The organism is Arthrobacter sp. alpha11c (assembly GCF_054149985.1).
This window is the reverse complement of the sequence record NZ_CP196747.1, coordinates 4057116-4069380: the sequence shown is the minus strand read 5'-3', so window position 1 is coordinate 4069380 and position 12265 is coordinate 4057116. Positions and strand designations below refer to the sequence as shown.

Genomic DNA, 12265 nt, shown 5'->3' with positions numbered 1-12265 from the left:
GAGGATGCGTTCTGGAGAGGATGCGGGTGGTTGGAGCGGAAGCGCAGAGGCTATTTGGCGGTCTCCTTCCTGCGCAGCATGTCCAGATAGACCGCTACGAGGATCACGACACCGATTGCCACGTTCTGCCATTCCTGCGGCACGGAGATGATGCGCAGCCCGTTGGTCAGGACGGACATGATGAGGGCGCCGATCACTGTTCCGACGATGGAGCCTTTGCCGCCTGCCAGGGATGTTCCACCGATCACGACGGCGGCAATCGCCTGCAGTTCGTAGCCCATGCCCTGCCCCGGCTGGGCGGAGTTCAGGCGGGCTGCAATGATGACTCCAGCCAGGCCTGTGAAAGCTCCCGCAGCCGTGTAAATCCACAACTTCCAGTTCCGCACGTTGATGCCGGAAAGTGCTGTGGCTTCCTCGTTGGAGCCGATGGAAAAGGTATAACGGCCCAAGAGCGTCTTGCTCATGACAAGCCCGGCCAGTACGGCCACTGCGAAGAAGATGAATACCGCGTTGGGTACTACCAGGCCGGGGATGGGCTTGCCGAGGGCGAGGTTGGCGAAGCCTTCAGTGCTGGTGAAATAGATGGGCTTGGTTCCGGAAACTACCAGTGCCATGCCCTGTGCCACGAGCATGGTGGCCAGGGTGGCGATGAACGGTGGAATCTTCAGGAAGGAGATCAGGAATCCGTTGACGGCACCGATCACGGCTCCCATCAGGATGCCGCCAACGATGCCGGCCCACAGTGGCAGACCGAGATAGGTCAGGACCACTCCTGTCATGACCGAGCACAGGCTCATCCCGGTGCCCACGGAGAGATCAATGCCGCCGGTAATGATCACGAACGTCGCGCCCAAGGCCAATAAACCGATCACCACTGTGGAGAGCAGGATGTCCGAAAGATTGCTCGGCACCAGGAACCGTGAGTTCATTGCGCCGAAAAAGATCACCAGGACAATGAGTGAACCGAAGGCCAGGAGCTGTTGAAGGGATGAACGGAACCGGGTAGCCAGGTCACGTACGGGCTTCTGTTCGGCGGGTCCGGGCTTTGTACCCTGGTTGCGGGACGCGGGGGTCTCTACAAGGCTCATGCTGTCATTGCTCCTGGTGTGGCGATGGCGCGGCGGGTGGCCAGCTCCATGATTTGTTCCTGGGTGGCTTCAGCGTTGCTGAGGAAGCCTGTGATCCGGCCTTCGGCCATGACGGCGATCCTGTGGGACATGCGCAGGATCTCGGGAAGCTCCGAGGAAATCATGATGATCGATTTCCCACCGGCGGCCAGTTCATTAAGGAGCCGGTAAATTTCCTCCTTGGCACCAACGTCGATTCCGCGTGTGGGTTCATCAAAGATGAGAATGTCGCAGTCCTTGACCAGCCACTTGGCGATCACGATCTTCTGCTGGTTGCCGCCGGAGAGATTGCGTGCCAGCTGGTGGATGGATGGCGTTTTGATCCGCAGCTTCCTGCTGTATTCCTCAGCAGTCCGGCGCAATGCCGAATCCTTGATGAAACCACCCGGTGCATTCGAGGCGAGCGAAGAGAGCATGATGTTCTCCTTCACGTCGCGTTCAAGCATGAGGCCAAGATGCTTGCGGTCCTCGGACAGGTAACCGATGCCCAGCTTCGCGGCAGCAGCGGGGTTGGCGATGGCCGCGTCAGCGCCGCGCACCTGTAGCCGGGTGAACGTGGCACGATCAGCGCCCACCAAGGCACGCGCCACTTCCGTTCGACCTGCTCCCATGAGCCCTGCGAAGCCGAGGATTTCGCCGCGTCGGAGGTCGAAGCCGACATCCCGCAGCAAGGCTCGCGTCGATAGCCCCTCAACCGAAAGCACGACGTCGTTACGCACCTCGGCGGGGATCGCCGTCGGGCGCTGTTCTCCCGAAATCTGACGCCCCACCATCAAGGAAATGACTTCCTTCATGGTTGTCTCCGCTGTGCTGACTGTGTCCACGTACTCGCCATCGCGGATGACGGTGATGCGCTGCGAGATCTGCTTGAGTTCGTCCATGCGGTGCGAGATGTAGATGACGCCGGTGCCGGGAGAGATAAACCCACGGATGATCTGGTGCAGGGCGGCCACCTCGGCGTCATTCAGTGCGGCCGTTGGCTCGTCCATGATGATCACTTTGGAATCGTGGCTCAGTGCTTTCGCGATCTCCACCATCTGCTGCTTGGCGACCGTCAACTGCCCCACTTTCTGACGGGGATTCAGCTGCAGCCCGATCCTGTCCAGCAGCTCCTGGGTCTGGTGGTTCAAGGGCCCGCTCGTTCAGTACTCCGAAGCGCCGGGGTTCGCGGCCGATGAAAATGTTCTGGGCAACGGTGAGGTCCGGCATCAGGTTGAATTCCTGGTGGATGATGCTGATGCCCAGTTCCTGCGCGTGCTTGGGACTGTCCGGCACAAAGGCCGTTCCGTTCAGCTCAAAGGTGCCGCTGTCCGGTGTGTAGATGCCGGAAAGAAGCTTCATCAGCGTGGACTTTCCGGCACCGTTCTCTCCCACAAGCGCAAGGACTTCACCGTGGCGAAGCTCCAGCCCCATGTTGTTCAGGGCCCGGACTCCGGGGAAAGTCTTGCTGACTCCATGGAGGGAGAGCAGCGGTGGTGCTTGCTGGGTCATGCGATCACTTCCTTGTGAGCGTGCACGTGCTGTCGCGGTACGTTATCGGGCCCAGACGGGGCCGTCGGGGAAGGCGTATTCGGCCAGTGTTTCGTGCACCATTTCGTTGCCCGCACCAGGAGCCGACGGCGGCCAGTAGACGCCGCTTCGGACGTCCACGGGTGTGATGAAGTGCTGGTGCAGATGGTCCACGAACTCGATCATCCTGCCTTCCTTTGTGCCCGAAACGGCAACGAAGTCAAACATAGACAGATGCTGGACGGCCTCACACAGCCCCACGCCACCGGCATGAGGGCACACAGGCACACCGAACTTGGCAGCCAGCAGCAGGATGGCGATGTTCTCGTTGACCCCTGCCACCCGGGCTGCATCAATCTGCAGGACCTGAAGGGAACCGGCTTGCAGCATCTGCTTGAACATCACCCGGTTCTGGACGTGCTCCCCGGTAGCCACAGGGACAGGGTCAACGCCGCGGGCGATGGCCGCGTGCCCCAAAATGTCATCGGGGCTGGTCGGTTCCTCGATCCAGGCGATGTCATAAGGCGCCAGATGGGCCATCCAATCGATGGCTTCCTGGACATCCCAGCGCTGGTTAGCATCCACCGCAATCCGGATGTCCGGCCCCACCGCCGCACGGGCAATTCCCACGCGCCGGATATCGTCCTCCAAGGAGGCGCCTACCTTGAGCTTGATCTGCGCAAACCCGTCGGCCACGGCTTCCTTGGCCAGGCGCGTCAGTTTCTCGTCGCTGTAACCCAGCCAGCCCGGCGTCGTGGTGTAAGCGGGGTAGCCTTCAGCGCGAAGTGCCACTTTGCGTACTTCCCTGCCCGGCTCCGCTGCCCGGAGGATCGCCAGTGCTTCATCCGGCGTGAGGGCGTCGGTGAGGTATCGGAAGTCCACCAACGCCACGAGTTCCTCCGGACTCATGTCTGCGAGCAGTTCCCAGAGCGGCAGTCCGGCCCGCTTGGCCTTCAGATCCCAAAGGGCGTTTACCACTGCGCCGATGGCCATATGCATGACGCCTTTCTCCGGGCCCAGCCAGCGGAGTTGGGAATCGTGGGCCATCAGCTTCCAGGTGGCGCCCATGTCTCCCAGGAGGTCCTCCACGTTGCGGCCCAGAATGTGGTCCCGAAGAGCGTCGAGGGCTGCCGTCTCAACCTCGTTTCCGCGCCCGATCGTGAACACGAAGCCGTGGCCTTCATGACCGTCACCGGCATCGGTGCGAATGATCAAGTATGCGGCTGAATAGTCGGGGTCCGGGTTCATGGCGTCGGAGCCATCGAGGTCCTGCGAGGTGGGAAAGCGGATATCGAAAGTGTCCACTGCGGTGATAACGCTCATTGCGCTCCTTGCTTGGCAGCCGGCGGTTGATCTAGGTAGAGCTAAACATCCGATGTCTGCCTTGTCAATGGGTCACATTTCCGTATTATGTAGTGAAACAGCACACTAGAGCTCGGATGTTAGTCCCAAACGCACGGAGGAAGCCATGACCTTGAAATTCGCCAGGCTGGGTACGGCCGGAAACGAACAACCGGCCGTCATCGCCAAGGACGCCGACGGCACAGAGAAGTACTTCGATCTCTCGCCGCTGACCAACGACATCGACGGCGTTTTCCTCGCCTCAGACGGCTTCACCCGCACCCGTGCAGCCCTCGAATCCGCGGAACTTCCTGAAATCCAAGCCGAAGGCCTGCGCATCGGAGCGCCTGTGGCCCGTCCGGGCTCGGTCATCTGCATCGGCCTGAACTACACCGCGCACGCCGCCGAATCCGGGGCGACGCCGCCCGAGGTACCGGTGGTTTTCCTGAAGCCGACCAACACCATCAGCGGACCTTTCGACTCTGCCCCCATCCCGCCGTCGTCGGAAAAGTATGACTGGGAAGTGGAATTGGCAATCGTGATCGGCAAGGAAGCGTCCTACCTTTCCACCTTGGATGAGGCCGAAGCATGCATCGCGGGCTACGCAGTGGCCAACGACCTCTCCGAGCGCGACTACCAGATCCCCGGAGCCGCCGGACAGTGGACCAAGGGCAAGTCACTCCCCGCTTCCACTCCCCTGGGCCCGTGGCTGGTTCCCGCGGCTGACGTGGATGCCAGCAACCTCCGGCTGCGGACCCTGGTCAACGGCGAAGCCCGCCAGGACTCAAACACCTCGGACATGATTTTCGATCCCGCCACGATCGTCCACCACCTCAGCCAGTACATGGTCCTGGAGCCTGGCGACGTCATCATCACCGGCACACCCGAGGGCGTGGCCCTGTCCGGTCGATTCCCGTACATCCAGCCCGGTGACGTGGTGGAACTGGAGATTGACGGCCTGGGACGCCAGCGGCAGGAATACTACCGCGCGCAGGCCGGGACTGTTTCCGCCGCCCCTGCCCAGATCAACGCCTGATGGCATCCCCAATGGGCCAGGAATTCGAAGGCCTGGCAGCACTCGTGACCGGCGGGGCCTCCGGCATTGGTGCGGCCATCGCTGACCGGCTCGCCGCCGGTGGCGCACGGGTTGCAGTCCTGGACCTGACACCGGAAACGAGCCCGCACTTCGGCGTGGAATGCAACGTGGCCGATGACGCCTCGGTGCGAACCGCCGTCGAGAATGTTGCCAAGGAGTTTGGCCGCCTAGACGTCGTGGTTAACAACGCCGGCATAGGCGCCCAAGGTGACATCGCCGCAAACGACGACGACGAGTGGCTCCGGGTCCTGAACATCAACGTCGTAGGAATTGCGCGCGTCAGCCGTGCGGCCCTGCCGTACCTGCGCGAGTCGCCGTCCGCGGCCATCGTGAATACCTGCTCGATTGCCGCGACCGCCGGGCTTCCCCAGCGGGCGCTGTACTCTGCGTCCAAGGGCGCGGTACTGTCCTTGACACTTGCCATGGCTGCCGACCACGTTCGCGAGGGCATCCGAGTGAACTGCGTCAACCCAGGCACTGTGGACACGCCGTGGGTGGGGCGCCTCCTGGACTCCGCCGCTGACCCGGCGGCTGAGCGCGCCGCCCTCAATGCCCGCCAGCCGCACGGCCGGATGGTAGACCCTGCCGAGGTTGCAGGCGCGGTGGCCTACCTCGCGAGCCCACTGTCCGGTTCGACGTCGGGAACCTCCCTGGCCGTCGACGGCGGCATGCAGGGTCTGCGGCTAAGGCCGGTTCAGTAGAGGCTGGTTCAGTAGAGGCTAGTTGGTTGGGGCTGGTTTGGTGGCGTTTCAGTAGAGCCCGTTGAAGATGTTCCAGCCCCAACCGACAGTCTCAACACCCTTCCAACCGCCGCGGCCATCGCCGTAGTACATCACCAGATCGCCTGCGGCATTAACGCCGTGGACATCATTGAAACCGTCGCGGTTGAAGTCGCCAGCACTGCCGATCATCGTCAAGGCATTCCAGCCTTGCCCGATCTGCCGAGTGGTGGTCCAGCCACCGTGGCCATCGCCACCGTAGAAGTAGAGCCTCCCGGTCCTGTCCTTGGCCAGCACATCCACGTTGCCGTCGCCGTCCCAGTCCCCGGGGCCGATCAGGAGGTCCATGACGTCCCAGCCGTGGCCGACCTTTTCCCGAGCACTCCAGCCGCCGAAAGGCTTGGACGGGGTGATGTAAAGGTCGCCGTTCGTCTCTGCGCCGAGGAGATCGTTCATTCCGTCCCCGTCGAAGTCCCCTGGTCCAATCGCAAGAACCGTCGGCTGCCACTCCCAGGTGGCTTGCGGGTACAGCGTATGGAACCCTCCGTCGCCCGTTCCCGGGAACCGGTAGAGCGTCCCCGAGGTGTTCTCGACCATGAGGTCAGCGATACCGTCGTGGGTCACGTCGCCCGGGGCAATGATCTTGGTGACAAAGCCCCACCCCGGACCTACATAGCGGGATTCCTTCCACCCTTTGACGTTGTCCTTACCGAGGTAGAGCATGAGTGCGCCGCCATGGGTACGGCCAACCAGCTCAAAAACCCCACGGCCGGTGAAGCCAGCCGCGCGCACCGGTCCCTGCGCTACGGCCGGTGTTGCTTCCGTGACCAGTTCCTGGCCCGGGCACTTGCCGGGCGAAGCCTTGACTATTGCCGAGATTCGCCCGCCGATGTCGTCTTTCTCCAGGACGTAGAGATTCTGGTTGTAGAGCGGGTTCCCGTCTACGGGTTGGCCGTCCCGGAGCCATTGGACGGAGTAGCCAGGATCCCCGTCCCCTCCGCAGCCCAAAAAGTAGTCCTGGGCACCCTGAACGAACAGCGCCGAGCCGACAATAGGTGCACCGGAGATCTTCACGCCAGACGCATCCGCAGCGTGGGCTGGGGAAACGAAGCCCGAAACAACGAGCGCCGGACCGAACAACAGCGCCGCAATGCTTTTGATGATCGAGTTCTTTGATGACATGGCCGCCCTCCCCCTCAGCGGGCCTTGAATCAGTAGAGCCCGTTGAAAATATTCCAGCCCCAACCCACGGCCTCAACGCCTTTCCAGCCGCCACGCCCGTCGCCGTAGTACATCAACAAATCACCGGCAGCGTTCACCCCATGGACATCATTGAAACCATCCCGATTGAAGTCACCCGCACTGCCAACCATCGTCAACGCGTTCCACCCCTGCCCGATCTGGCTTGGGACGGCCCACCCGCCACGGCCATTCCCGCCATACAGGTAGAGCCGGCCCGACTTGTCCTTGGCCAGGACGTCCACGTTGCCGTCGCCGTCCCAGTCGCCCGGTCCGATCAGCAGGTCCATAACGTCCCAGCCATGGCCGACTTGAACGCCGGGCTTGATAACCCGGTCAAAGCCTGAGGGAAAAAGATACAGATCGCCATTGGGCTCACTGGCAAGGAGATCGTTGAGTCCATCACCGTTGAAGTCGCCAGGGCCCACCACTTTGTCGAAAGCGTCCCAGCCTGGCCCGTAACCGTAGTCAATACCCGGGTCCATATAGGTATGGAATCCGCCGTCACCCGTTCCGTTGAATTGGTACATTCGCCCGGCACGGTCGGCGGTCAGGAGGTCGTTGACGCCGTCGCTGCCCATATCCCCAGGAGCGATGATTTTGCTGAAGCCTTCCCAGCCTGGCCCAACCTGCCGCACGTCTTTCCAACCCTTTGCGTTGTCCTGTCCGAGGTACAGCATCAGGGTCCCGTCATGCTTGCGTGCCATGACCTCAAAGGCGTTCCTGCCCGTGAAGCCCTCTGCCCGTGCGGGTTCCTTCCGGATGGCGTCGGAGGGTGGCGTGGTGAGTGTCTGACCTGCGCAATTCACGGGCGAGGCTGTGACTACTGCCGAAATATGGCTTCCCAGATCGGCAGGTGTGAGTCGATAGCTATACCAGCTGGCACCGGGAAGCGGCACGCCATCCCTCAACCACTGAATGTTGTGGTTCGGTTTCCAACTAGAACCGCTGCAGCCTTCAAAGTAGGTGTGTGCGGCTTCTACTGTCAGCGTTGAGCCCATGATGGTGTACCCGGTTACCTTGACATCGGCAGCGTCCACCGCTGTGGCGCTTGGCAGCACGGCCGAAACCGAGAACAGCAGCGCCAGCAAGCCTGAAGCACCCGCCCGGCGCAGCCTCTTAGTAAAGCCCATTGAAACCACCCCATCCCCAACCGACGGTTTCGACGCCTTTCCAACCACCTAGGCCGTTGCCGTAGTACATCACAAGGTCGCTGGCGGCATTAACGCCGTGGATGTCGTTGAAGCCATCGCGGTTGAAATCACCAACGCTTCCAATGTTGGACAAGGCGTTCCAGCCTTGGCCGATCTGTCGGGCGCTGGCCCATCCGCCAAGACCGTTGCCGCCATACAGGAACAGCCGGCCTTCTTTGTCCTTGGCCATGACATCGACGTTGCCATCACCGTCAAAGTCACCCGGTGCGAAAATCAGATCCATGACATGCCATCCCTGGCCGACCTTCAATCGAGGATTCCACCCGCTGTCTTTGTGCTGGGAGTAGAGGTACAGGTCGCCATTGGCGTCGGCGCCAAGAAGATCATTGGTACCATCGCCGTCGAAATCCCCGGGACCAACAATCTTGTCAATGGCATTCCAACCCCAGCCGATCTCGTAAGGGTACGTGGTGGCAAAGCCGCCGTCGCCGGTTCCGCCGAAGGCGAATAGCGTCCCTGAACTGTTGGTGCCCAGAAGGTCACCAACGCCGTCGTTCGTGAAGTCACCGGGGGCGATGATACGTGTGTACCCAGACCAGCCAGCACCGACGCGAAGCAGTTGCGTCCAACCTTGGGCGCCTTGCTTCCCCAGGTACATCATGAGAACGCCATCGGGCCGTCGTCCCACCAACTCAAACACACCTCGGCCGGTGAAGCCTTCCGCCCGCATTGGCTGCGCCCTGATGACCTGCGGGTCCTCCACCACAATCCGCGCCGGGTTGCATGCACTGGCCCCTGTAACAATTGCTGATATCCGGCTTCCGACGTCCTCAATGTCCAGATCGTAGTAAACAGGCGCATACGTCGGGCTCGTTGTTACCGGCTGTCCGTTCCTTAACCACTGGATGGAATAGCTTGGTTGTTCACTTGGATCGCAGGAAAGGAAGTATTCGTAGGCGCCCATCACGGAAAGGGCGCTGCCCACCACTCCGGGCCCCGAAATAGCGAGGTCATCGGCGTCGACAGCTTCCGCGGCCGGAGCAAACGTTGTGCCGATCAGCAGCGCACACAGCATCCCCGCGATGCTGCCACCGGCGGTCGCCCTCCTGGAAAACAAACCCACGGATCCCCCTCTTTACGGCGTGGCCCAGCTAGGTGTTGCGCTTATCTTACGTGCGGGAAACGACGCCGGAACGAAACGCGATGGCGACAGGCCGCCGTCGGGTCTTGGCTGCGTAACGCAACGGGCCTGCAACGTCCCAGGGCGGATGCTTCCCCTATGCTCAACTGCAAGGAATCAACGGCGATCCACCAAGTACACCCAGGAGAAACCCCATGACCAACTGGCGTATCAGGGACTTCCATTCGTCCGATCTTGACGGCATCCTGCACCTCTGGGAGTCACTCAAGGCCGATGGTGTCGAGCCCGTGTACGCACTCTCTGAGGTCCTTGCCTCATGTGAAAAGGACCATGCAGTGGTGGCGGTCCAGGGCGACCAAGTGGTTGGCGCCGCGGTTGGACGTGCGGCGCACGACCAAGGTTGGGTTGTTTTCCTCGCCACGCTGACGGAGTTCCGCGGCAGGGGCATCGGCACTTCGCTGCTGTCCGCCGTCGAGAACCGCATGGCTCCGCATGGCCTCAACAAGCTGTCCGCGCTCATGCCGGAAACCGAGACGCGCGTTGAAGCGTTCCTGGGCCGCGGTTTCGTGGTGAAGAAGAACCTGCGGTACTTCGAGCGGACCATCCCTGTTCAACGCCAGGAGCTGGAGCCACTGAGCCTGCTGGGTGGCCGGATCCTGGCCCGTGACCTGTGGGAAAACGTGGCGGGCATGAAGCGCGAGAAGGAGCTGTTGGAACGCCGTCTGGTTCTCCCGCTGGCTGAGGCCGACCTCGCCGACGAGTACGGCGTGGTGCCGCCGCGCGCCGTCGTGCTTTTTGGTCCTCCGGGCACCGGCAAGACCACCTTCGCCAAGGCGATCGCGTCGCGGCTGGAGTGGCCGTTCGTGGAGGTGTTCCCGTCCCGCCTTGCGTCTGATCCCAAGGGCTTGGCCGGGGCTCTTCGGGAGACGTTCCTGGAAATCGCCGAGCTGGAACACGCCGTGGTGTTCATCGACGAAGTGGAAGAGATCGCCTCGCAGCGTGCGGGCGATCCGCCGTCGCCGCTGCAGGGCGTCACCAACGAGCTCCTCAAGATCATCCCGGCGTTCCGCGAACAGCCCGGCCGTCTTCTGGTCTGCGCCACCAACTTCATCCGCGCTCTGGACACCGCGTTCCTGCGCCACGGCCGGTTCGATTACGTCATCCCCATCGGCCTGCCGGACGTCCACGCCCGAGAGGCCATGTGGCAACGGTTCATCCCCGCCACCGTGGTGGACGACGTCGACATTGCCCAGTTGGTGGAACGCACCCAGGGCTTCTCGCCGGCGGACATCGAGTTCGCGGCGCGCAGCGCCTCCCAGCGCGCCCTGGAAAAAGCCGTGTACGACGACGCCGCTACTTCGGGTGCGTCGCCCACAGTTTCGTCGAACGGTCGGAAGGGCCCGGTCACACAGGACTACCTCGACTCCATCGCCGATACCCGCACGACGGTGAGCGACGAGGTGTACCAAGAGTTCCTCGAAGACATCGATGTGCTGGGCCGCGTGTAAGGGTTCCATCGGCGAGCTCGCCGGAACGCGGCGAGATCGCTGGAGCGCTCCGGCGATCTCGGCGCGGGGCCAGGCGCACCGGTAATCTTTGACCCATGTCCACAAATCCCCTGCGCCATGCGCTGTCCCGCATGGGCGGCCGAGATCCCCACGAAAAGCACCGCACGGCCACCCCGCTGGAGCTGTTTTTCGACCTGACGTTTGTTATTGCCTTCGGAGTTGCCGGCAGCCAATTCGCCCATGCTGTAGCGGAGGCGCATTTCTGGCCAGGGCTCCTGGCGTTCGCGTTCGCCATGTTCGCGGTGATCTGGGCCTGGATCAACTTCACATGGTTCGCCAGCGCCTACGACACCGACGACTGGGTGTTCCGCGTAGTCACCATGGTCCAAATGGTGGGTGTGCTCATCCTGGCCATGGGCATAGAGCCGATGTTCCACTCGATCATCGAAGGCAAGCACGTGGACAACGTGGCCATGGTTCTCGGCTACATCATCATGCGTGTGGCCCTGATCTTCCAGTGGTTGCGCGCTGCCCGCCAGGATCCTGCCCGACGTGAAACGTGTTTGCGGTATGCAAAGTACGTTGCAGTGGTGCAAGTCGGCTGGGTGGCGGTCCTCCTAATCGATGCGAGCGTGGCCACTACCTTCCTCATGGCAGCCCCGTTGTTCATCCTGGAGATGGCGGCGCCGTACTTCGCGGAACGGAATATCAACACCCCGTGGCATGCCCATCACATCGCCGAACGGTACGGGCTCCTGGCCATTATTGCGTTGGGCGAATGTTTGATCGGTGCCATTGAAACGCTGCGTGCGATCGTTGCCGTCCACGGCTGGACCTTGGATGCTGCGCTGGTTGGTTTGAGCGGAACTGGATTGGCCTTCGCCCTGTGGTGGATTTACTTCATCCTGCCTTCAGGTCCTGCCCTCCACGTGCAGCGGCATCGCTCATGGATCTTCGGCTACGGGCATCTCCCCCTCTTCGCAGCCATCGCCGCCACCGGCGCCGGACTTCACGTTGCCGCCTACTTCATCGATCATGAGGCACACATCCCGGCGGCCGGCGCGGTCGCCTCCATCGCCGTACCTGTCATCCTGTTCAAGGTCTCGCTCAGCACCCTGTACAGCATCATGCTCGGCCCGGACCGGGAGCTTCTCTGGAGCTCAGCCCTGGTGGTGATCGCCTTGGCGGGAAGCATCGCCATGGCGGCAGCGGGGGCATCCCTGCCTCTGTGCATGCTGGAAATGATGGTGGTGCTTGGCCTCTCGATCATTTTCGATGAGCGCCGGGGACACAAGGGCCGGGCAGCAGCCCTGCGTCGGCTGGAGACGGCGGCGGGCTAAGGCGCACTGACGAAGGCGGTACGTTCGTGCCGGTTTTCCTTGGAACGCCTTGTTTTCTCCCTGCGAACGGGTGCAAACTTGGGGAATCGGC

11 protein-coding genes are annotated in these 12265 nt (G+C 62.2%); 4 read left to right on the top strand and 7 right to left on the bottom strand.

What is annotated here, in order from left to right; genetic code table 11:
• Positions 1–50: 50 nt before the first annotated feature.
• From ACTAQJ_RS18905 to ACTAQJ_RS18890, 4 genes are read right to left on the bottom strand one after another with little or no spacing between them, the layout of a single operon-like run.
• Positions 51–1088, bottom strand: a complete 1038-nt coding sequence (locus tag ACTAQJ_RS18905) for an ABC transporter permease (RefSeq protein ID WP_498698455.1) — start codon at positions 1086–1088, stop codon at positions 51–53.
• Positions 1085–2194, bottom strand: coding sequence for a sugar ABC transporter ATP-binding protein (locus tag ACTAQJ_RS18900; RefSeq protein ID WP_498698452.1), 1110 nt, complete (start codon positions 2192–2194; stop codon positions 1085–1087). Before ACTAQJ_RS18900 ends, ACTAQJ_RS18905 begins: the two co-directional genes overlap by 4 nt.
• The gene (locus tag ACTAQJ_RS18895) at positions 2088–2618 is read right to left on the bottom strand and encodes an ATP-binding cassette domain-containing protein (protein WP_498698450.1); all 531 of its coding nucleotides are present in this window, start codon (positions 2616–2618) and stop codon (positions 2088–2090) included. Before ACTAQJ_RS18895 ends, ACTAQJ_RS18900 begins: the two co-directional genes overlap by 107 nt.
• Before the next feature lie 42 nt (positions 2619–2660).
• Complete coding sequence (locus ACTAQJ_RS18890) at positions 2661–3959, bottom strand: L-fuconate dehydratase (RefSeq protein WP_498698448.1); 1299 nt, start codon at positions 3957–3959, stop codon at positions 2661–2663.
• A gap of 145 nt (positions 3960–4104) precedes the next feature.
• On the opposite strand from ACTAQJ_RS18890, the gene ACTAQJ_RS18885 reads away from it, so the two are divergent.
• Together ACTAQJ_RS18885 and ACTAQJ_RS18880 are read left to right on the top strand one after the other, a co-directional pair.
• A complete protein-coding gene (locus ACTAQJ_RS18885; protein WP_498698446.1) occupies positions 4105–5013 on the top strand; it encodes a fumarylacetoacetate hydrolase family protein in 909 nt (302 codons plus the stop codon).
• Entirely contained in the window at positions 5013–5774 is a 762-nt protein-coding gene (locus ACTAQJ_RS18880) for an SDR family NAD(P)-dependent oxidoreductase (RefSeq protein WP_498698444.1), read from the top strand. The genes ACTAQJ_RS18885 and ACTAQJ_RS18880 overlap by 1 nt, the downstream gene beginning before the upstream one ends.
• A gap of 48 nt (positions 5775–5822) precedes the next feature.
• Here the strand turns inward: ACTAQJ_RS18880 and ACTAQJ_RS18875 are convergent, their stop codons facing one another.
• The 3 genes from ACTAQJ_RS18875 to ACTAQJ_RS18865 are packed head-to-tail and all read right to left on the bottom strand — an operon-like array spanning position 5823 to position 9308.
• Positions 5823–6974, bottom strand: coding sequence for an FG-GAP repeat domain-containing protein (locus tag ACTAQJ_RS18875; protein WP_498698443.1), 1152 nt, complete (start codon positions 6972–6974; stop codon positions 5823–5825).
• Positions 6975–7003: 29 nt separating this feature from the next.
• Positions 7004–8164, bottom strand: a complete 1161-nt coding sequence (locus tag ACTAQJ_RS18870) for an FG-GAP repeat domain-containing protein (RefSeq protein WP_498698441.1) — start codon at positions 8162–8164, stop codon at positions 7004–7006.
• Positions 8151–9308, bottom strand: coding sequence for an FG-GAP repeat domain-containing protein (locus ACTAQJ_RS18865; protein ID WP_498698440.1), 1158 nt, complete (start codon positions 9306–9308; stop codon positions 8151–8153). Before ACTAQJ_RS18865 ends, ACTAQJ_RS18870 begins: the two co-directional genes overlap by 14 nt.
• Before the next feature lie 212 nt (positions 9309–9520).
• Here ACTAQJ_RS18865 and ACTAQJ_RS18860 point away from each other — a divergent pair, with 212 nt between their 5' ends.
• A complete protein-coding gene (locus ACTAQJ_RS18860) occupies positions 9521–10834 on the top strand; it encodes an ATP-binding protein (RefSeq protein ID WP_498698437.1) in 1314 nt (437 codons plus the stop codon).
• Between the two features lie 95 nt (positions 10835–10929).
• Positions 10930–12174, top strand: coding sequence for a low temperature requirement protein A (locus tag ACTAQJ_RS18855; protein ID WP_498698436.1), 1245 nt, complete (start codon positions 10930–10932; stop codon positions 12172–12174).
• Positions 12175–12265: the final 91 nt, after the last annotated feature.

Bases quoted from the DNA above. Each gene is read 5' to 3' on its own strand.
- ACTAQJ_RS18860 (WP_498698437.1), top strand. From the start codon at position 9,521: ATGACCAACTGGCGTATCAGGGACTTCCATTCGTCCGATCTTGACGGC.
- ACTAQJ_RS18855 (WP_498698436.1), top strand. From the start codon at position 10,930: ATGTCCACAAATCCCCTGCGCCATGCGCTGTCCCGCATGGGCGGCCGA.
- ACTAQJ_RS18905 (WP_498698455.1), bottom strand. From the start codon at position 1,088: ATGAGCCTTGTAGAGACCCCCGCGTCCCGCAACCAGGGTACAAAGCCC.
- ACTAQJ_RS18890 (WP_498698448.1), bottom strand. From the start codon at position 3,959: ATGAGCGTTATCACCGCAGTGGACACTTTCGATATCCGCTTTCCCACC.
- ACTAQJ_RS18885 (WP_498698446.1), top strand. From the start codon at position 4,105: ATGACCTTGAAATTCGCCAGGCTGGGTACGGCCGGAAACGAACAACCG.
- ACTAQJ_RS18870 (WP_498698441.1), bottom strand. From the start codon at position 8,164: ATGGGCTTTACTAAGAGGCTGCGCCGGGCGGGTGCTTCAGGCTTGCTG.
- ACTAQJ_RS18875 (WP_498698443.1), bottom strand. From the start codon at position 6,974: ATGTCATCAAAGAACTCGATCATCAAAAGCATTGCGGCGCTGTTGTTC.
- ACTAQJ_RS18880 (WP_498698444.1), top strand. From the start codon at position 5,013: ATGGCATCCCCAATGGGCCAGGAATTCGAAGGCCTGGCAGCACTCGTG.
- ACTAQJ_RS18895 (WP_498698450.1), bottom strand. From the start codon at position 2,618: ATGACCCAGCAAGCACCACCGCTGCTCTCCCTCCATGGAGTCAGCAAG.